This is a genomic window from Spirosoma aureum (genome assembly GCF_011604685.1).
Lineage (GTDB): Bacteria > Bacteroidota > Bacteroidia > Cytophagales > Spirosomataceae > Spirosoma > Spirosoma aureum.
The window spans coordinates 8393433-8413691 of record NZ_CP050063.1 but is presented as its reverse complement, the minus strand read 5'-3'; the positions used below and the strand labels follow the sequence as shown (position 1 = coordinate 8413691).

Sequence of the window (20259 nt, the reverse complement as noted above, 5' to 3'; positions counted from 1 at the left end):
CCTTTACATTTCCATGAAAAATGCTCCGTTATCGCTCGCTTTTTGCGTTGGTATCGTTGGTTTAGCGCTTACCCATTCGGCTTTGGCTCAGACTGAACCCAGCAAACAAACGCCCCAGTCTACCGAAATTTGGGAGCCTGTACCGCCCGTAGTAACCCCCGGTACTATCTCTGCAAATACGAGTGGCACAACGCCCCCTTCCGACGCCATTATACTGTTTGATGGTAAGAATACCGACGAATGGGTAGCCATTAAAGGCTATGCACCAGCCAGTTGGGAAAAAACCAACGAAGGCCCCCTAAAATGGCCAGTACAGGATGGTGTGATGTATTCAACGAAAGGCTTTTCGGCTCGCTCCAAGAAGGAGTTTAACGATTTTCAACTTCACCTTGAATTCAAAACACCCGAAAAAGTAGAGGGAAATAGCCAGGGCCGGGGCAACAGTGGTGTCTTTTTACAAGGACGTTATGAATTACAGGTTCTCGACAACTACAACAACCCTACGTATGTGAATGGGATGGTTGGGTCGATCTACAAACAGGCGATCCCATTGGCAAACCCAAGTCGTAAGCCGGGTGAGTGGCAAACCTATGACGTTATTTATCAGGCACCTCGCTTTAACAAAGCCGGTCTGATGGTCGATTTCGCCTACGTAACGGTGTTACTGAATGGAATTCTGGTACAAAACCATGTAGCGATTCGTGGCACGACCGAGTACATTGGTTATCCGAAGGTTCAGGCTCACGGCGCTGGTCCGATTCTGCTTCAGGATCATGGCAACCCGGTTGGTTTCCGTAATATCTGGGTGCGCGAGTTGTAACGGATCGACTCACTATGGCTCCAAATCCAGTTGGGTTGGCAGCTGTTACTTTTTTAGTTTGACTGACAATGTGCAAACAGGCTCATCATCGACTCTGTTTGCACGTTGTTGTTTTGGTGCTACCTGAACGATAGTATTTTTTCAGGATTGTTTTTCTACTACTTCTTTTAGGCCCTCCAGTAGTTTATCCCAACCTTTTTGTGATCGTTTAAAGCGATCTTCAGCTCCTTTACCTTCGCCTACATCATCTGTAATCGACAGAATTGTTTCGCCATTTTCGTAGGTCAATTCATCGGTCACTGTCGAAAAACTGGAAGAGTCAATATCATCCTCTTCGTTTGTTAGTGTGTATTGTAAAAGTCGTTCCGGCTCAATCTTCAGGATTTGCCCCTTGAACTCCACTTTTTTGATGAGGAACATTCTGCCCGTAAAAAGGATGGTGCTACCAACCTCCCAATCGGAGAAAACTTCGCAGTTGAAAAAATATTGTTTTGTTTTCTCTGGATTGGTCAGCGCATCCCAGACCACAGCAGGAGCCGCTTTAATTCTCACGTTCTTCCTGACCACAAATTCGCTCATTTTAGTTAGTTGGCTAATGTGCGTATAACGAACCGATAGTTTATCGGTTGCCTGTCAATAGGTTAACTAAAAAAGAACGAATAGCGTTTGTATGAACGTACCATTTGGTAATCTGAAAGTCATATACTTTGTGGGCTAATACAATCGAAATTGGGATCAATTTTTCTGCGATTTCCCAGCCTTAGTGAATAGAATTTTGGCTTCGAGCCGTAGAGCCGTGCCACCGCAGCCGCGGACGGTGGTTACTAATGCTGCTCCTGATAACCGTGGTACGGCTCTACGGCTCGAAGCCAAAGTCCTAGTGAAATAATTTGCGTTTAAATTTCTGCCAGCGGGAAGGTGTTTTTATAATAGCCATTCCACCCCCTGTGATATTGATTCTCTGTTGTGGTTCGCGTAGTATAATATCATTCAGCACAATTGAGGTAGTCGATGGAGTTGCCTGGAAGGTTGTTTTTTCGGGAGGATGGTATGGTGCCAATGTTGAGAGGGTAAATTCTGTGGCTTGCATGGGAATCGAAACCGATAGGGTAAATGCACCGGTACTATCCGTTTGTGTTTGCCAGTTCTTTCCCGGTCGCCCGACAAATATGTTAGTCTTAGCAGCTGGCAATAGATTGCCGCTGGAATCCATGCACATTACTTTTCCGGTAACAGTCAGCTCGGTAAAGGAGCCCCCAATAGCGGCCCGAATAGGAAGCGCTGTTACCGGGTAACTGGTCTTTACTGCGGTTGTCTGCGTCAGATTACTGGTTTGATTCAATTGAGCCCGCGCCGTTTGCCAGCCGAACAAACCCATGGTTAATAAGCCAATCCAATGCCGCCAGATAGGGAGGTTAACCGACGATGATAAGGCCAATGGACGGTTTAGTTGCTCATTACGGAAACGCCCGCAGGTTGTTTCGGTCGGCTGGCTAAGCAACCGGACTAATTCCTGATCGGAGAGGGTCGTGTAGTCGACTACTGTTTTCTGGCAACTGGCGCAAAACCGCCCCTGTTCGGTCGGCTGCATCTCGCTCCAGCGTTCATGACACGGCTGCGGAATCTGAATCGTGAGGCTTCGCATACGTTGGGCAGTTGGGATTTAGTCTAATACTGATTGTTGATATCTTTAGTTGGAAGTACGCAACGTTACACAAAACGCTGGCTAATATACACAGGACTTGCGCAAAAAGCTGTGCCACGGTTACCTATCGGGATAAATCAAACCGTGGCACAGCTTTTTGCGCAAGTCCTGATACAAATAACCATAGTTAAGTACTATTTATGTCGTATTGTTTTCATGATACACTATGACTGTCGAATCGTTCAAAATCAAACTGTAGTGCTCTGGCTTTCAAACGTACTAGTGGCATGTCCCCAACCTGATCAGTTATTTTCTGGTGTCTTCCCAGATTAACCGTTCATTGGATCGGGAGGTAAAAAAGTCAGTGCATTTCCCATCGCCCGAACCCGTAAAGCCGCCTTGTGGCAAACAAAGCACATTACCGCTTTTGTCAAACAGAGTGCTGGGTATGTCGCAGCATCTCGACGAGAGATAATAGACAGTTTTACCCTTGTAGGAATAACAATATATTTTGGCTCGTGGAGTCCACGGTGGTTGGCTTTTTGTTTGAATAATCAACTTCTCAATACAGGCCGGTATTCCCTTAGGCATTTCGTTGTTTATAAGCCCCAGAGAGATTAAACCAAGGAAAGCGAGAGGTTGAAGCTGAATTTTCATGGTGGAAACAGGTGGTTTTTTAGTGACAACTCCCTGTTAATGACAGGATTCCCGTTGTGCCGAAACGGTTGGAATGGTTTGTTATTGGTCTTCTGGTAGAGTTATCGATCGACAAACAAAATCATAGCTATTTATCGGCTCTACCAGAATGCTGGCAGGATTCAGAAATAGAGACTTGCACATACCTATCAACGGCTTTTTTGTATCATTGTGCTTATAACCCCATGATACCCATGCGTTCAACTCTACTCTCTTTTGCCTTATTGACAATACTGGCGAGCTGCTCGACAACTACTGTTTATATTGTTCGCCATGGCGAAAAGGTTGATGAAACCGATTCAACCGATTTGAGTCCGGCGGGTTTTGCACGAGCAGCGGCACTGGCCGACACGCTGGCAGGCCGGGGTATCGATTCTATTTTTTCGACCCCGTTTCGACGCACTCGCCAGACCGTTGAACCATTGGCAAAACGAATCGGCGTTAACGTTGTGAATTACCCACCTAAACCGATTGAGGCCATTGCGGATCGGGTTAGCCGAATTCGAAACAAAACGGTTGTGGTGGCCGGACACAGTAACACGATTCTGGAGATTGCGAAAGGATTGGGAGCCCGGCCAACCATGACCAAAATTGAGGCCGGTGATTTTGATAATCTGCTGAAGGTACGCATTCATCGTGGACCGTTCCGTAAGTCTGTTGACCTTTCACAAACAACCTACGGGCAAATTACTTCTCCATAAGTATCATTCCGATACTTTCGTAACGACTTCCTCTGATTAGCCGCAAACCTGGTGAATCACCAGACTCACAGTTGGTAGCTATTATATGACGTCTCAACCTGTGTCTTGATCAAATCATACAAATGCAGTATTGACGGCACTGATACCGACGTATACCTTTGTTCATACAGTTAGCAGAAGTCAATTATTTGCTCATGCAACGATTCGTTATCCTGATAATATGCCTGATTGGTGCGGGCGTACTTTCTGCTCAGGCGCAGCCGACTAAAGCTGCCTCCGGGAAAGTGCCCGTAGTGCTAAAAAAAACGACTCGGGCGGTTACACCGGTTACCTACACGGGCCGTCAGATAGCGGTGGGTAGTGGCGGTGGTTTTACCGGCTTTTCAACGACGTATTACCTGCTCGATAATGGGCAGCTTTTTGGTCGACGCAGCCGTGATACCACGTTTACGCTCATCGCCAAACAAACGGCAGCCAATACAAAGCGTGTATTTAAAACGGTGGAAAGCAACTGCAAAATCAAGACGACCCATTTTGACAATCCCGGCAATACATACCGGTTCGTTCAGTGGCAAAAAGGGAAAAAGGCCTATAAAGTTACCTGGGGGATACCGGGGAAGACTGTACCTGCCAATTATCAAAAGTTTTACGACTCCTTTATGACTATGATTCCTGCATCGTTACGGCTGAAATAGAATCAGTTTACCGGGCTGATGACCGAAATCTAAACGATGGACTGTATCACATGAACTGAAAACAACAAACCACAAACGGTTATGAAACGACATTTACTGGTTTTATCGCTACTGACCGCTACGGTCGCAATGGCCCAGCAACCCGACGCTGGCTTTGGCCGGAAGTATAAAACTACATCATCCAAACCCGGTCTGGCCGCACGGCTGAATGCAGTCGTTGTACCGGCTCCTACCCATCAGGCTGGTCGTCAGCTAGTAGGTGGAGGAGTAGCTGGTGCACGATTGACCACGCAGGCGATGCATCTGCGTGTCGTTCGTGATTCAGTGACGGGGCTCCCCGTTTTTATCGAGAGAAAACTGCCAAAATCAGCGATTGCTGGCCAATCGAAAAACGGCGGAGCGCGATTGTCGGCGGCAGCCGCTGCATCTGTGACTTACCAGTTCATGGGGCAGATCAAGGGGCTGTTAAAGCTTGAGAATCCTCAGGCTAATTTCACCGTTGCCCGCACCGAAACCGATGACCTTGGGCAGATGCACGTTCGACTGACGCAGACGCATGCGGGGGTGCCGGTTCTGGGTTCTGAACTTGTTGCTCACCTGACCGATGGTGAGGTTACACTGCTGAACGGCCGGTATCAACCCGTGCCCGATGGGCTGTCAACAACGCCAAAGCTGGCTCTAACCGATGCATCTGAACGAGCATTAGTCGACGTCCGAAAGACATCGAACGTTCGCACATTTGGTGATAATATCCTGAATATGAAGCCGACAGAAGGCGATTTGTGCGTATTTATGACCACGAGTGGCGCTAAGCTGGCCTATCAACTGACAGTTCGCCCAAATATACTTGAACGTTGGCAGTATGTAATTGATGCTCAGACGGGCGAAGTGATCGATAAGTACGATAATACCTGTATGTTCATTGGCCCCACGAAAGCATCGGGGAAGGATTTGAATGGGGTAACGCGTTCTTTCCAGACGTATCAGGATGCTAATTTGTACTACATGATTGATGCGTCGAGGCCAATGTTCAATGCCGCGACATCCAAAATGCCGGGTAATCCGGTGGGTGCATTATGGACAATAGATGCAAAAAATACGTTCGGTGACAATCAGAAAGTTTATCAGATCACGTCAGGAAGTAATACGGACTGGTCGCCTACGGCAATATCGGCTCACTATAATGCTGGGGTTGCTTACGACTATTACCGGACAACATTTAACCGAAATGCCCTGAATGGGAACGGCGGTACCATGATTTCGGTAATAAATCTTGCTGATGAGGATGGTAAAGGGCTTGATAATGCTTCCTGGAATGGCAAAGTAATGGCTTATGGCAATGGTAAGCTATTGAAACCATTGGCAGGCGGTTTAGATGTAGCTGGCCACGAAATGACGCACGGCGTTATTGAGAATACGGCTAATCTGCAATATAAAAATCAGTCGGGAGCCATCAATGAATCAATGGCAGATGTATTTGGTGCGATGATCGATCGCGATGATTGGCTGATTGGAGAGGACATTGCCACTCCGGTTATGTTGCCGTCGGGAGCACTTAGAAATATGTCTAACCCAAATCAGGGCGGAAAGGCAAAAGACCCTGAGGGCTATCAACCGGCCACTATGTCGCAATTTGACAAGACAACTGGCGATAACGGCGGGGTGCATATCAACAGCGGTATTCCCAATTTTGCCTTCTACAAATTCGCAACGGCCATTACGAAGGATAAAGCCGAAAAGGTCTATTATCGGGCATTAACGACCTATCTGGTTCGTACGTCACAGTTCCTTGATTTGCGGTTAGCGGTTATTAAAGCGGCTGGTGATCTTTACGGAGCAACAGGGGCTGAAGTTGCTGCTGCGAAAAGTGCATTCGATGCGGTGGGTATTGTTGATAATGGCCAGACCTCGCCCGACCCCGGCAAACAGCCCGATGTACCTATTGCTGCCGGGCAGGATTTGCTGTTGCTGTCGGATGCCGCCAATGCCAATCTCTACTCGACCAATGTAGATGTTAAACCCGCAAAATTCGATCTGAAAACATCACGCAGTCTGGTGCATCGCCCAAGCATAACCGACGATGGCAAGTTTGCTTATTATGTGACGACCGACAAACGGATTCGGTCGGTGAACCTGACCGGAACACCGACCGAAACGGTGGTCTCTGACGAGACGATCTGGGATAACGTAGCGATCTCGAAAGATGGTACCAAACTGGCTGCCTTGACGGCGGATAAAGATGGCTCAATCTATGTGTATAGCTACGCAAAGAAAAAGTGGGCAGAGTTTAAATTATATAATCCGACCTATTCGGAGGGTGTTGAAACCGGTGAAGTGAAATATGCCGATTCGTTCGAATGGGATTTCACGGGCGAAAACATAGTCTATGATGCCTTTAATGAGCTTCAGAACGGCATCGGCGAGACTATCGATTACTGGGATGTTGGATTCATTAACGTTTGGGACAATAAAGCGGGTGATTTTGCGGATGGCACCATTGAAAAGCTATTCTCTGACCTGGAGGATGGCGAAAGCGTAGGGAATCCGTCGTATTCCAAAAATTCCCCCGACGTCATTGCCTTCGACTACTTCAATGAGAACGATGATAGCTATTATGTGGTGGCTGCCGATCTAAGCAAAGGGGCGCTCAAACAGGTATATGAGAATAATACACTAGGCTTTCCCAGTTATTCGCGACTGGATAATAAACTGGTGTTCGGTGTAGAAACAAATGGTCGGGAAGATATAGCGGGCATTAATCTGGGCGCCGATAAACTGACACCATCAGGAGGGGCAACTGTCTTGTATACGGAAGCCAAATGGCCCGTCTGGTATACACAGGCAACACGGGCGCTGCCAGCAAAAACGACCCAAACCATTACGTTCGATGCGATTACTGACCGTTATTCGGATCAGGGCGATCTGACACTAAAGGCTACATCATCGTCAAATCTATCCGTGAGTTTCCTGATCCAGAGTGGTCCGGCCAAATTGAGCGGAACAACCTTGCAAATGACGGGCATAGGACCAGTTACGATTCGGGCCTATCAGGATGGGAACGCACAGTTTTACGCAGCTACCCCCGTTGACCGTACGTTTACAGTGCTGGCGGTTACAGCCCTTGAGCCAACCTGGTCGGATGCGTTATCGGTTTATCCAAACCCCGTCAATGCTACCCTGACTGTCGAACTGCCTGCTTCTGAAACGATTGAAACTATATCGCTTAAAACAATCACGGGCGCAACCGTCGTGCAACCGACCATTCGCGGTCGTCAGAAAACGGCCATACTTGATGTTGGGCATTTGCCGAAAGGGCTCTATTTCCTACAAGTACAGACCCCCAGCGGAACGGCGAACCGTAAGGTTATGAAGGAGTAATTCAATGGCCGGATTCAGCATTGACTGTAACAGCCGTGGCCCATAGTAAACTCATCGGAAGGTTTACTCTGGGCCACGAACTTTTAACTGGAAATGGCACTTATTCAGGTATTTTACTTTGTGGTAACGGCAATTATTCCCTTCTCGTTATTGACATCTATCCGAAGGATTGTATTGGGTGATAGGGCTTTCAATTCCGCTTCTGAAACTTCTTTGCCATCGATCAGAAAATGTTTTGGCTCGCTTAAAGCAGATCCTTTAGCTGCTGGAACTGGGGGTGGAGGTGGAGGCAACTTCTCGATTTGTTGCCCATTTTGATCCTCCAGTTGAAAATTAATGGGTAGCGTGTATTTAACACTCACGGCCTGTCCGCCCTGTGTACCAGGCTGCCAATTCGGCATATTCTTTACAACCCGTGCGGCTTCTGCATCGGCGCCGAAACCAATTCCTTTGGCAATCTGAACATCACTAATCCCCCCCGTATTTGTGACCACAAAACTCACAAATACCTTCCCTTCTGCTTTGGCTTTCTGGGCTGCTTCAGGATACTTCAGATTCTGGCCCAGGTATTCGCCTAGTTTTTGCATGCCGCCCGGAAATACCGGAGGATTTTCCACGCTTGTGAAAATTTCTCCACCGGCAACTTTCCCCGATTTTTGGGCCGATGCCTGCGCTATAACACTTTGGGGCAGGTCGTGTTCTTGCGTACACATAGCGAGTAAGGCGACTAGCGGTAAAGCCAGCGCATAACCGAGTAAGGCCCGGCGATTTGAGGCAGGTTTTTGCAACATAACGATTCGTTGTTTTAGGGTTGATTTAGAAACAAAAGGAGTAATTAAAGCGGTTGACGGGACATTCAACGCATAGGCAACCAACTGATGTGGATAATCAGGTTGGGGCGTTTTCAGCACCGCCCGATCGGCCAGAAATTCGTGAATCTCCTGTAACGCACGCTTGTAGAGCCATAATACTGGATTGAACCAGAAGGCAACTCGCGCAATTTCCAGGAATAAGATATCGACCGTATGATACTGACGGATATGTGCCTCCTCATGGCGAAGGAGGGCATCGGGCTGGGCCAGTGCATCCGTACGATTCAGTACCAGATACCGCCCGAAAGAGAACGAAGGCGATGCATCGTCGCCCAGCCGAACAAGAGTGAATTCCTTTCTTTTTTCGGGTGAACCGCTCCTGATCAGCCGAAAGACTGAACGTAGGTTCAGACGTAAGCGAATGAGCATGCTCCCAACGCCCAGGCCATAGATCAGCCAGAACCACTGCGATAACGTCAGGTTGTAGGAGTTGGCTGATGTCGAGCCAACCGTAAACGTGACTGAAGAAATACTCGTCAGTGTCAGGTCTTCGGAAAGGCCGCCCGGTAATTCAACAAGGGGCAATACCGCTGAAAGTGCTACCGACGCAAGCAAGTATGCCCGATTGAGGCCAAAAAACGTATTTCGGCGAAGGAGTAACCAGTAACAGCTATAGAACAGCACCAGGTATAAACTGGCAACGAGGAGGTAGGGTGGTGTGCTCATTGGTCTTTGTTTTTGTTTAGGAGCTTAATGATCTCATCGGCTTCGGAAAGACTGATGTTCTTGTCCTGTACAAAAAATGACACCAGCTTTTTTAATGAATTATCGAAGTAATTCGCCATTAGCTGGTCCGTCTGAAAACGACGGTACTGCTCCTCCGTAATTAGCGGGTAGTATTCGTGAGTTTTGCCATAAGCCGTATAACCCACCAGTTCTTTTTTTTCAAGAATCCGGATAATGGTCGAGACGGTATTGTAGGCAGGTTTCGGCTCGGGCAGTTCGGCCAGTACATCTTTTACAAAGCCCTTTTTAAGCTGCCATAACACGCGCATGATCTCTTCTTCGGCCTTGGTAAGTTCGCGTAGCTGCATGATAATTTCGTAAACTGGTTTCGTATTCGAAAGATATGACTAACGGTTTAGTTTTACAACTAATATATTAGTTGATTTGTTGAAAAAATAATAGTCTGAATTTGTGGACTGCTAATAATTTGATTAGTAATAAGTTATAATTTATTGATCGAAGCCGATACGCTCAAATGGCAATACCGGCTTTGACGAATACTACGCTTAATGAGAACTTAAGGCAGTTAAGAAGACAGACGTGTAATCATGGGCAAATGCGGCAAAGTCCCGTGGGGCCGAACCGGTGGCATCTTGTACATCTGTCGTAACAACCGATGCTTCATTGTGGCTATAATGTGCGTAATCTTCGATCAGGCCATCGGCTTGCCAGATCGGAAAACCAAACTGAATCAGCGCATCGCGCATGGCGGCTGGCGGTACATCGACAAACGTAACCGGGTGCCCAAGGGCCGTTGCGAGTTTATCGGCCATCTCCGGGTGGGTTAGTGCTTCAGGACCGGTGAGAGTATAAATTTTCCCCTCGTGACCTGAACCGGTCAGAGTCGCAGCCGCAACCGCGGCAATATCCCGTATATCGACGGCGCTGACGCTGGCATCACCGATGGCTGCAAAGAATTTCCCCTGCTCGGCAATCGAAGCCCGGAATCCCAGCAATCCCTGCATAAATAAATTGGGGCGCAGAAAGGTAAAAGCCATGCCCGACAGCTTGATTGCCTGCTCAACAACGGCATGGTAGCGCAGGAACCGAACGGGAGAAGCAAGGTCAGCCGCAAACTGCGATAATTTGACGATGTGTGCGACGCCTGCCCGCCTAGCTTCGGTAACGAAATTGAGCTGCTGACTTTCGGCTTGTTCCGACGAGTTCGTGAGCAGAAAGGCACGGTCGATGCCAACTAAAGCCTGTGCAATCGTCGCTGTATCGTTGAAATCGCCGATAACAACTTCGACACCGGCTAGTGTGTTAAATTTCTTTACATCCCTGGCCGAGCGAACCATGACCCGAAAGACAACACCTTTCTCCGATAAAATGCGGGTAAGTTCAGTGCCAATCGTACCAGTTGCACCCGTAACAAGGATAGTAGGAGAGGTTGCTGGAACCGTTGCATCTTCTGGCTGTAAAGCGGGAATTGATAGTGTATTCATGCCTGTCGTTTAGTTAAAATTGGCCTGCTGCGTATAGACCAGCTATTATTTCGTTTTTGACAGGACAAAGGTCTACCGCCATTACTGGATAAAATTGTAAGAAAACGAAACGATCGTATCCATTGGATACAAGGCGCCGGTGTCAGAAAGGGACTGGGTATGACAGATAAACGCGCGGGATCTGAACTGAGCCGACTTCTGATTTACTACCTACCGTTTGATCAATCGGCGCTGTTAGCCAATTGATTACTGCTGGCTTTATTTACCTTTAGTTTTGCTAATAACTCGCCTTTTGTAGGGCGGTAGATTATTGATCGACATGTTTCCTGTTTATGATAAATCCACCGATTTACTATGCACAGCTATCTAAATAAAGAGTATATTGTTTCTCGGTCTAAAGACTAAGGGTTGCCTGAATTTAGTTATAAATAGCCTTAATCGGCTCAGTAAGAATAACGTAGCATTATTGCAGAATAACCATAGATCAATTAAACCCAAACCTCTATCATGAAAACGCTCCATTGCCGCGATGCCGGTTTCGACTGCGAAGGTGTCATCAAGGCCTCCACGGAAGATGCCGTATTGACACAGGCTGCTGCCCATGCGCAGGAAGCGCACGGTGTAACCGTGACGCCTGAACTAGCCGACCAGTTAAAACAATTGATTCGGGAAGAATAGCCGTGAACTTATGTAACACGGACTGTTTCGTTTAGTCCGTGTTACGTAAAATTCCAACGGGTAGAGCCTTAAACATAGCTTGCACCAACATACGTTCGGTTGTGCTGCTGAGCGTCCCATCCAGACAATTGAACCATTGCGTTGGGGCATCGATTGGTAAACGAATGGAGGTGTCTTGCCAATCGATTCGCTGTGTATCCTGCTTCTGTTGCCGACAGAGTTGCGCAAAATGGAGTGGTATCGCTACAATGTACCATTGGTTGCCAAGCCGACGCGCAAAGGCCAATACATAATCCCGATACGTACCGTCAATGAGTAATGGCACGTATTCGCCCTCCGCAAATAAGGTTGGACTGGACTGCCGCTCATGCAGGAGCAAATACGTGAGCCAGAATTTGACACGACCATCGAAACGATGTTGCCATAGTGTAGCCCAACGTGTTTCGGAGGCAGATTCCTGAACAGAAAGCAAATCGGTTAACCACGTCTGCCGACGATCGAAATCAACAGGTCGTCGATTGTCGGGGTCGACCAGACTCAGATCCCAGCTTTCGGCTCCCTGGTAAACATCCGGAACCCCCGGACAGGTAAATTTGAGCAGAACCTGCGCCAGCGAATTGACTATACCAAAATCGGCTATTTGCCGGTGAAACGATTCGAATCGCGGCCAAAACGCTCCCGACCGTTCGAGCAGCCGATTGGTAAATACCTTAACCCCTTCGTGATAGCTATCGTCAACGACCCAGCCGGTTGTGTGGCGCTTAGCCTCCTGCAATGCTTTTTCGAGGTATAAACGAAACCGGTTTGGGAAATCGTCCTCATCGTCGACCTGCCCGTCTTCGTTAGGCATCGGGTAAGCACCGAGCAGGTTCTGGTAAATTAAATATTCATCATTCGCGTCAGGTACATGCTTCTGATCATCTCCTGGCTGTTTTAGCGAAGCGTTCAATTGCTGCCAGTGTTGTACTTCAGCCAGCCATTCGTCGGGCAGATCGGTCAGTACATTGAGCCTTGCCCGTACATCTTCACCCCGTTTTGTGTCATGGGTGGCAGTCGCGTTCTGAGCAAGCGGCCAGTGGGCTTGTCGGTGCTGCATAGCCTCGTGAAAAGACTCAACTGACAACCCAAAACGCTCGGGCGAATCACCAACTTCATTATGACCGATGAAGCAATTGTAGGTGTATAGCAATGTATCTTCTACACCTTTTGCCATCAACGGGCCAGAGAACTGCATGAGTCGGTGATAAAAACGAAGAGCCCTATGGTCGTGATCGGTGTCACTCTCCATGGGCTTGGTCAATAATGCTTTTTCCAGCAAAGCCAGTGCCGACTCTAGTTCTGGTTTTGTTTCCCGAATCACTTTGAGCATCTGCCTTAAACTGTCCGACTCATCGGCCGGTAGCGGCAATTGATTGCCGTAATACCGATAAACGGGGCATTCGATGAGTAGTTCGCCAATAGCCAGCTTTAACTCACCCGCTGTCAATTCGGTCAGTGCCGTTTCGTCGGTCAGGTTAAGATCGAGAAAATAGTGGTAGAGGTTATTAAGTTCACCCCCCATATATTGAGCCAGGAAATACGCTTTTCTATCCCGAATACGCTCTGGTAGGGGCGTATCGCTACCAATTAATTTGTGATAGAAATTGCGGAAGGCAGGTTCCGCCTGGCTATTTGTCAGCAGATTATTCACCAGGGCCAGAAAATCGTATCCCGAGGTTCCCTGCACAGGCCAGTCGGTCGGCAAAGCTTCCTTGTCCTGAAGGATCTTCTCAACGACGATGAACGTTTCATCGCGTGTTAGCTCCCTTAGCCGATCCAGATACCGTTTGGGATCGAACAGTCCATCGATATGATCAATTCGTAATCCCTGAAAAACACCGTTGTCTATGAATCTCTTTGTCAGATGGTGAAGTTGCTGAAAGACGGTCTCATCGTCCATATTCAGGCATATCAACCCATTGATTGTAAAGAAACGGCGGTAAGTCATCTCCTGCCGGGTTTCAATCTCAGTGCAAAACCGATAATGTTGTTCATCAGCAAGACGATGTAACAAAGCTGGATTTTGATTCACTACGTTCAGGCAATCCTCAATGTACGTTTCGGTTAGGTCGGTGTGCATCAAAGCCGCCAGTTGCAGGCGAAATTCAGCCCATTCAATTCCATATGCTTCCGGTTCATCCAGATGTCTGAGCTGATCAAGCTGGATCAGTAGCTGTTGTATAGCGCCGGAGGGTTCCGCGGCACTTGTCTGTAGAATAGTCGCGTAGCTGTCGGGCTTTAGTGGTAGTCTATTCCCGCTCACATCCAGCAAAAAACGTGTCTGGTCGTAGTGGAGAACCAGGTTGCCTTTTGCCAGCGCTTCGTCTATCGGTTCGGCCAGAAATGGCGCCAGGATACGTCCATGAAAAAATGAACTTGACAGCGATGTATCAAAAAATGAAGCAAAACGAGATAAAGGCCCTTTCTCTAACACATCCATCAGCCATTGGTTGGTGAAATAGTAGGCCATATGGTTCGGGACAATGTCCTGTAACCAACTCATATTCGCCAACTGCAACTGGTGATTTATCGCTTGTAGTTCATCTTCAGTGCCAATCTCAGGGTTGATCCGGTTCGGGTCAATGCCATCATAGCCATGAACGCTATCAGGTACAGCCGCAAAAATTGGTGAGGCATAAATCGTTGATACCCCTAGCTTTTGGAGGTAAGGCAACAGTGTATCGAGTTGTTGAAAAGTGAAATCTTTATGAAACTGAATACGATACGTAGCGATAGGATTGAACATGAGTTGGGAGGAAGGATTGAGGGGTAGGCTTACTACCCATTCGTATAAATCAAAATGGATTCGGCCTGCACGATAACCGGCGTGTCGCCTGCCACTTCTGTCGGAGCCGCCTGTTGGCCAAGCCACTGAGGGTCAGCAGAATCCAGGAGTTTTTGCCAGGGCTTGATACTGATTGGAACCCGGAATGATTCGGGTTTTGACGAGAAATTCATTAGACAAACAATCGGGGCGTCGTTTGGGTGCTGGCGAATCAGCGTGAGAGTCTGCCGGGCATCGTCCATAACCACGGCCACCGATTCCCGGTTTGGGTGCCGTAGGGGCGATTTTTTGCGAAGGGCAAGCAATGTTTGGTAGTAGCGAAAAAGCGTTTGGTGGGGCTCCTGGGTAAGGCGTTCCCACCGAAGCCGGGATCGTTCGAATGTCTGAGCGGCTTGCGGGTCTGGAGCCTCAAGGGAGGTCTGAAAAGCAGCAAACTCCCTTTTTCGCCCCTGCCGAACCGCTTCGATCAACCCTGGGTCAGAATGGCTGACAAAGTACAGAAATGGATTTAATTCACCCCATTCCTCACCCATGAACAGCATGGGCAGGTATGGACTACTCATCACAGCCCCCGCCATGAGCTTCTGCATGGAAAAACTGACCAGCTGACTTGGTCGTTCACCCAGCATCCGGTTCCCGATCTGGTCGTGATTTTGGGAGAAAACGACAAACTGCTGCCCTGGATGGGTGCTTGTTGGTTTGCCAACAATTTTAGCACGCCGGGGCATGTAGGTGCCATCGTACACGTAGGCATCACGGTATGACTTGGCCAGATGCCGGATGCCGTCATAATCAGCATAATACCCGCTTCGTTCGCCACCTGCGGTTACTCGTAAGGCATGATGAAATTCGTCGTTCCACTGCGCATCCATACCATAACCATCACTGGCAATCGGCTGAATAAACCGCGTTTCGTTCTGATCTGACTCTATGATGAGGTAATGCTGCCGACCGGTTTCCTGCATGAGCTGGTCAACATATTGTTTGATCTCACGGAGGATATGCAGCTCGCTCTCATCATGAATGGCGTGAACTGCGTCTAAACGCAAGGCATCAATATGAAAGTCGCGAAACCACATCAGAACGTTTTCGAGGAAATAACGCCGGACACTATCACTGTAGTTATCGTCGAAATTAAGGGCATCACCCCAGGGCGTTCGATGTTTATTGGTAAAGTAAGGACCATAATCGGCAAAATAATTGCCTTCTGGCCCCATGTGATTGTAGACTACGTCGAGTACCACGGCAAGCCCCTTTCGATGACAGGCGTCGACGAGCCGTTGTAGCCCCGCAGCCCCGCCATAGGAATTCTGAACAGCATATGGGCAAACGCCATCGTAGCCCCAGTTGCGCGTACCAGGAAATTGCGCCACGGGCATGATCTCAATGGCATTAATACCCAGCTCAACAAAATAATCCAGTTTGGCTTCAATACCAGCAAATGTGCCTTCAGGAGTGAATGTGCCCGTATGAAGCTCATACAGGAGATAACTTTCTAGCGGGAGGTTATTCCAGGCCGTATCTGTCCATACAAATTGAGCGATATCGACTGCCTGCGATGGGCCATGAACACTTTCTGGTTGTGCGAGCGATGCCGGATCAGGTCGTTCAGTCGTATTGTTGAGAATAAATGTATACGTGTCACCCGGTTTTAGCTGGCTTGTGGTCGTTTGCCAGTAGGAGCCGGTATGCTGAAGAGGAATAAGCAAATCCTGATGGCAGATACGAAGGGATACGGCTTCGGCTAGTGGAGCCCAGACACGAACGACAGCACTGTCGTTCATGAAGGTGACGCCAAGTGTGCGTTGGCTTATCAATGACTCATTCATACGTTGAGAATGGTGAATTGGGAGGCTGCAATTGCCAAGATTAACAAACGACAAATGGGATGTGTTGGCGGGAATGGCTAAAAAGGCTTATACGGCCCTCTTCACGAAGTCAAACTTCTACTTCTACGGTTGTGCCGTCTTCGGCAAAAACCCGGAACGTGCCTCCCAGTTCTTCTGCGCGGGTCTGCATATTTCGCAAGCCATAATGTTGCTCGGAAACCGCTCCGTTTGCCCATGTAAACCCGCGCCCATTATCGTGGATCCGGAGGTTGATATGCCCGCCGGGTCGAATTTGTAGGTGAACTGTTGCCTGCGTGGCGAAGGCGTGTTTGATTACGTTGTTGAGTGCTTCCTGAACAATTCGGAACAGATTCAGAACCTGCGTCGAGGTTAGCCGCTGTGCCTGCGACCCGGTGACCACCACATCGACATGCAGGCCGTCGGTTTCGTGAACATAGCGGTTGATATACTGATTAAGCCGTTCCGAAAATTCCTCGACCGTAAAGCTTTCCTGATGAATGGCCCAGATGGTTTCGCGCAGGAGTTTAACCGCTTCGCGTGTGTAGCTCACAATGGTGCGTAGCTGGTCGGCCCACTGACGCCCGTTCATTCGGGGCTGTTTCTCAGCCTGATCACTGATGTGAGTAAGATTGGTAACGACAAAGGCCAGATGGGCGCCTACATTGTCGTGGAGGTCGCGGGCAATGCGTTCTTTTTCAATCAGTAAGCTATTTTTCATGGCCAGCGTCTGAACCTCGGCTTCGTAGGTTCGTTCCTGCTGGATCGTTTGTTCTTTGATGAGTCGCTCGGTCTGATCACGGTTCATTTTGTAGCGATACGCCAGCCCGACGGTCAATACCAGCACCTCGAACAGGGCGGCTGGAGCATAATAAGCAAAATTGGCAACGGGCTCGTAGGTTGGCAGCATGCCGAAATTGGCAAACACCTGTCCAAGATTCAGCGCATAAAACGGTAAGACTGCTATGAGATACAGCCAGGCTTCTTTTACGTGGTATTTTCGGACGATACTCACCACGATATAAGCGCCAATAACAGGCATGGGGAACCAGTAAAAAACGGAAAAAATTCGAACCAGAATAAGCTCCAGTAAGGCAGAGTAGGGCGTAAATCGTTCGATAGTCAGCGCGATCAGGCAGAAAACGCCACACCACAAAACGATTGTTCCGACTTTGTGCCAGCGATGGGATGGTGTATTAACTAGCGGAAGAAACGTTCGGACAAATAGCAGTTGCGAATAGAAAAGAATGAGCGGGAACAGAAAATAGACATTTTGTCGGGGCAGCCAGAACTGTTCCTCAAAGGCAAATTGATTCATGAACCCATCGTTGATGATAAAAAAACCAACAAGGCCCAGCAAACAGAAAATATATTTCGAATAAATGCGGTCGAGGGTAATCAGAAAAAAAATGACATTCATAATCGCTACGAAGACCAGTGTAAACAACACACCGCCCCAGAACAGATAGCTTTTCTGAAGAAGAGAATCATAGGCCGACGCCCGCACGAGCTCGACGGGGACAATTTGCGTGCCCCGATGTTTAAGAATACGCAGGTATGCGGTTGCGTTCTGATGCCCGGATAGCGTAAATGGAAACCAGTAGTGCCTATGGTTTAAGGGGCGTTTGGCAACCGGTGTTTTCCAGCCAATGATGGGTGAGGTTGAAAGAACCTGATTTTGCTCGTCGACTAAAAAGAGCTGAAGTTCGTCGAAACACCAGAAATCGATTTCGGCCAGCCAGTTCTGGGTCTGATCCGATGCATTCGAGAGTTTAAATCGTAACCAAACCGGCTTGGCCGATTTTATACCCGTCACATAGCCAAAGTTGGGAACGGGTGTTGTAACAGGCTGAAAGGCGGGCGCTATGGTGGGTGTAATAACATCCTGAATACCTCTGTTTCCCAGCGAATCCTGAAAATAGGCCAGACTTCCCCGAAGAGAAACCTGATCATGATTCCCCTGCAAAACGACAACCGGCTGACTGTTTAACGGCTGCCCCATCAGGCGGCATACCATCAGACAACCACATAGCAGCCATAATAGCCTGAATTGGGAATGTTTCATTAGCAACTCGTAATAGCCACTAATGTATGCATTTATTGAAGAAAATGAGATAGTACTACATTACTTACGCTGGGTAGACTAAACAGACTGCTGCCCAAATCGTCGGCGATTTACGGATGTAAGCAGAGCGCTCAGAAGAGGTAAGAATGCGTAAAGTAGCTTGATTGACCGTTTATTAATGCGTAGGAACTGGACTGCTCCCATTGGTTGGTCGGCCTGCCAGTTTCATTCCTATAGCCTGCCCCAGCGCCGTTGTTGTTTGTTGAACCCACAGAATTAACCCAATTATAATATGGACTAAATCCCGGATAATAAGAGGTAATCTTGCCTCTTATTATCCGGGATTTGACCTGGTCTTTTGTCATGCCATGCTTAATTTCTGCATGCATTTATAGAGTATAACCTCCATTATACTGCCGCCGTACGAACTGGTTGGCATAGTCGAAATTGGTGATTTTCATGTTCTCGCCATCCCAGAGGAGTTTTTTGCGACCCGTGAACTTACCATCTTCGCGGGCCAGATAAGAACGGGTTGCCAGATTGCCCATCAGTACCGTTTCGGCCAACGGACCCGCTTCATCGAACGAAGAGGACGTGTAAGCGCCGTATCCTTGTTTGCAGGCTTTGACCCACTGTTGCTGATGTCCTTCCGTTTTGCCTTCAACCAGCGGCTTTTCGGGTTTAGGTAATTCTTTGTTCGCAAATTTGTCGACCGGGAGTAGCTTCGGATCATTCCCGAATAATCCACCCACCAGCATCCCTTTGGTGCCAATGAACAGCATGCCCCCGTCTATACTGCGGAACATGTCGCTGTACTCAACACCCTCGGGTACTTGCGGACGAATACCGCCATCAAACCAGGAGAATTTAATTTCTTTCACCTTGCGGTCATCCGACGGAAACGTCAGGTGAATGGCTGATGAAGGCGGGCATACGTCATCATAGAACGCTTCCTTGAAAAAATCGGAATAGACCGAGCCTACACTGCACTCTACCGAGGTGGGATATTTGAGTTTCAGCGCACGGAATGGCACGTCCATAAAATGGCAGCCCATATCGCCGAGTGCCCCCGTTCCGAAATCCCAGTAGCCTCGCCAGCGCGTGGGCATATACGCTTCATGATAGTCGCGGTTGGGCGCGGTGCCGAGCCATAAGGGCCAGTTCACTTCGGGTGGCACTGGCTGCGACTCTCCTTTGTCTTTTGGCGACCGGACACCCTGCGGCCAGACCGGGCGGTTCGTCCAGCAATAAACCGTATGAACATGGCCAATCATTTTTTCCTGAATTGCCGTTTCGATGATCCGTGTGGCATCTCCCGAGCTACCCTGATTACCCATCTGGGTCACAACTTTGTATTTGCGGGCTGCTTCGGTCAGCATCCGGGCTTCATAGATGTCGTGCGTCAGTGGTTTCTCGACGTAAACATGTTTGCCGAGTTGCATGGCAGCCATCGCGATCGGAGCGTGCATGTGGTCGGGTGTGCTCACAATAACCGCATCGAACGTTTTACCCGCTTTGTCGAACATTTCGCGGTAGTCCTGAAAATAAGGCGCGTTGGGAAATTGAGTCCGGAATTTTTTTGACTGGCGATCATCGACATCGCATAAGGCCACAAAATTGTCGGAACCGTTGTTGTAGGCTAGCCTGATGTTCACGTCGGCCTTGCCACCACAGCCCACAGCCGCCATGTTGAGCTTGTCAGACGGCGCGATAACCCGTGATCCATCGGGTCGTTTTCCTCCTAAAACGTGGCGGGGTACAATAAAGAAACTGGCTGTGGCAAGGGCGCTGCCCTGCAGAAATTTACGGCGAGAAGTAGTCTGGTCAGAGGCCATTGGACAAAGATATTGGTCGTTGATTAATTAAA

Annotated in this window: 15 protein-coding genes; 5 read left to right on the top strand and 10 right to left on the bottom strand. The window is 48.5% G+C overall.

Translation table 11 applies throughout. The features are described 5' to 3' along the window. The first annotated feature begins 13 nt into the window (after window positions 1–13). Window positions 14–820, top strand: a complete 807-nt coding sequence (locus G8759_RS33660) for a 3-keto-disaccharide hydrolase (protein WP_167217893.1) — start codon at window positions 14–16, stop codon at window positions 818–820. 141 nt (window positions 821–961) lie between these two features. On the opposite strand, the gene G8759_RS33655 is transcribed toward G8759_RS33660, so the two are convergent. The 3 genes from G8759_RS33655 to G8759_RS36525 all read right to left on the bottom strand — a co-directional run bounded on the left by G8759_RS33655 (window position 962) and on the right by G8759_RS36525 (window position 3056). Next, the gene (locus G8759_RS33655; protein ID WP_167217891.1) at window positions 962–1399 is read right to left on the bottom strand and encodes an SRPBCC family protein; all 438 of its coding nucleotides are present in this window, start codon (window positions 1397–1399) and stop codon (window positions 962–964) included. Window positions 1400–1697: 298 nt separating this feature from the next. Continuing rightward, window positions 1698–2465, bottom strand: coding sequence for a carboxypeptidase-like regulatory domain-containing protein (locus G8759_RS33650; protein WP_167217889.1), 768 nt, complete (start codon window positions 2463–2465; stop codon window positions 1698–1700). 306 nt (window positions 2466–2771) lie between these two features. Beyond that, on the bottom strand, window positions 2772–3056 hold the full coding sequence (locus G8759_RS36525) for a DUF6970 domain-containing protein (RefSeq protein WP_394353338.1): 285 nt from the start codon (window positions 3054–3056) through the stop codon (window positions 2772–2774). A gap of 299 nt (window positions 3057–3355) precedes the next feature. Here G8759_RS36525 and G8759_RS33645 point away from each other — a divergent pair, with 299 nt between their 5' ends. From G8759_RS33645 to G8759_RS33635, 3 genes are all read left to right on the top strand, one after another. Beyond that, window positions 3356–3862 carry a histidine phosphatase family protein gene (locus G8759_RS33645; protein WP_167217887.1) on the top strand — a complete coding sequence of 169 codons (507 nt, stop codon included), beginning with the start codon at window positions 3356–3358 and terminating at the stop codon, window positions 3860–3862. 194 nt (window positions 3863–4056) lie between these two features. Then, on the top strand, window positions 4057–4557 hold the full coding sequence (locus tag G8759_RS33640) for an FAD-binding oxidoreductase (RefSeq protein WP_167217885.1): 501 nt from the start codon (window positions 4057–4059) through the stop codon (window positions 4555–4557). An 81-nt stretch (window positions 4558–4638) separates the two neighbouring features. Then, window positions 4639–7935 carry a M4 family metallopeptidase gene (locus tag G8759_RS33635; protein WP_167217883.1) on the top strand — a complete coding sequence of 1099 codons (3297 nt, stop codon included), beginning with the start codon at window positions 4639–4641 and terminating at the stop codon, window positions 7933–7935. A 113-nt stretch (window positions 7936–8048) separates the two neighbouring features. On the opposite strand, the gene G8759_RS33630 is transcribed toward G8759_RS33635, so the two are convergent. The 3 genes from G8759_RS33630 to G8759_RS33620 form a co-directional block, all read right to left on the bottom strand. Next, the gene (locus G8759_RS33630; protein WP_167217881.1) at window positions 8049–9473 is read right to left on the bottom strand and encodes a M56 family metallopeptidase; all 1425 of its coding nucleotides are present in this window, start codon (window positions 9471–9473) and stop codon (window positions 8049–8051) included. Then, entirely contained in the window at window positions 9470–9841 is a 372-nt protein-coding gene (locus G8759_RS33625) for a BlaI/MecI/CopY family transcriptional regulator (protein WP_167217879.1), read from the bottom strand. Before G8759_RS33625 ends, G8759_RS33630 begins: the two co-directional genes overlap by 4 nt. Before the next feature lie 198 nt (window positions 9842–10039). Then, entirely contained in the window at window positions 10040–10978 is a 939-nt protein-coding gene (locus G8759_RS33620; protein ID WP_167217877.1) for an SDR family oxidoreductase, read from the bottom strand. A 507-nt stretch (window positions 10979–11485) separates the two neighbouring features. Here G8759_RS33620 and G8759_RS33615 point away from each other — a divergent pair. Continuing rightward, window positions 11486–11656, top strand: coding sequence for a DUF1059 domain-containing protein (locus G8759_RS33615; RefSeq protein WP_162389319.1), 171 nt, complete (start codon window positions 11486–11488; stop codon window positions 11654–11656). 31 nt (window positions 11657–11687) lie between these two features. On the opposite strand, the gene treY is transcribed toward G8759_RS33615, so the two are convergent. From treY to G8759_RS33595, 4 genes are all read right to left on the bottom strand, one after another. After that, on the bottom strand, window positions 11688–14441 hold the full coding sequence (gene treY, locus G8759_RS33610; RefSeq protein ID WP_167217875.1) for a malto-oligosyltrehalose synthase: 2754 nt from the start codon (window positions 14439–14441) through the stop codon (window positions 11688–11690). Between the two features lie 32 nt (window positions 14442–14473). Next, window positions 14474–16309, bottom strand: a complete 1836-nt coding sequence (treZ, locus tag G8759_RS33605) for a malto-oligosyltrehalose trehalohydrolase (protein WP_167217873.1) — start codon at window positions 16307–16309, stop codon at window positions 14474–14476. 109 nt (window positions 16310–16418) lie between these two features. Continuing rightward, window positions 16419–18392, bottom strand: a complete 1974-nt coding sequence (locus G8759_RS33600) for a sensor histidine kinase (RefSeq protein ID WP_167217871.1) — start codon at window positions 18390–18392, stop codon at window positions 16419–16421. A 389-nt stretch (window positions 18393–18781) separates the two neighbouring features. Beyond that, the gene (locus G8759_RS33595; RefSeq protein WP_162389316.1) at window positions 18782–20227 is read right to left on the bottom strand and encodes a Gfo/Idh/MocA family protein; all 1446 of its coding nucleotides are present in this window, start codon (window positions 20225–20227) and stop codon (window positions 18782–18784) included. Window positions 20228–20259: the final 32 nt, after the last annotated feature.

What these genes read in the sequence shown, in the direction of transcription:
- G8759_RS33595 (WP_162389316.1), bottom strand. Translation starts at nt 20,227, where the DNA reads ATGGCCTCTGACCAGACTACTTCTCGCCGTAAATTTCTGCAGGGCAGC.
- G8759_RS33660 (WP_167217893.1), top strand. Translation starts at nt 14, where the DNA reads ATGAAAAATGCTCCGTTATCGCTCGCTTTTTGCGTTGGTATCGTTGGT.
- G8759_RS33655 (WP_167217891.1), bottom strand. Translation starts at nt 1,399, where the DNA reads ATGAGCGAATTTGTGGTCAGGAAGAACGTGAGAATTAAAGCGGCTCCT.
- treY (WP_167217875.1), bottom strand. Translation starts at nt 14,441, where the DNA reads ATGTTCAATCCTATCGCTACGTATCGTATTCAGTTTCATAAAGATTTC.
- G8759_RS33640 (WP_167217885.1), top strand. Translation starts at nt 4,057, where the DNA reads ATGCAACGATTCGTTATCCTGATAATATGCCTGATTGGTGCGGGCGTA.
- G8759_RS33635 (WP_167217883.1), top strand. Translation starts at nt 4,639, where the DNA reads ATGAAACGACATTTACTGGTTTTATCGCTACTGACCGCTACGGTCGCA.
- G8759_RS33620 (WP_167217877.1), bottom strand. Translation starts at nt 10,978, where the DNA reads ATGAATACACTATCAATTCCCGCTTTACAGCCAGAAGATGCAACGGTT.
- G8759_RS33615 (WP_162389319.1), top strand. Translation starts at nt 11,486, where the DNA reads ATGAAAACGCTCCATTGCCGCGATGCCGGTTTCGACTGCGAAGGTGTC.
- G8759_RS33650 (WP_167217889.1), bottom strand. Translation starts at nt 2,465, where the DNA reads ATGCGAAGCCTCACGATTCAGATTCCGCAGCCGTGTCATGAACGCTGG.
- G8759_RS33625 (WP_167217879.1), bottom strand. Translation starts at nt 9,841, where the DNA reads ATGCAGCTACGCGAACTTACCAAGGCCGAAGAAGAGATCATGCGCGTG.
- G8759_RS33600 (WP_167217871.1), bottom strand. Translation starts at nt 18,392, where the DNA reads ATGAAACATTCCCAATTCAGGCTATTATGGCTGCTATGTGGTTGTCTG.
- treZ (WP_167217873.1), bottom strand. Translation starts at nt 16,309, where the DNA reads ATGAATGAGTCATTGATAAGCCAACGCACACTTGGCGTCACCTTCATG.
- G8759_RS36525 (WP_394353338.1), bottom strand. Translation starts at nt 3,056, where the DNA reads ATGCCTAAGGGAATACCGGCCTGTATTGAGAAGTTGATTATTCAAACA.
- G8759_RS33645 (WP_167217887.1), top strand. Translation starts at nt 3,356, where the DNA reads ATGCGTTCAACTCTACTCTCTTTTGCCTTATTGACAATACTGGCGAGC.
- G8759_RS33630 (WP_167217881.1), bottom strand. Translation starts at nt 9,473, where the DNA reads ATGAGCACACCACCCTACCTCCTCGTTGCCAGTTTATACCTGGTGCTG.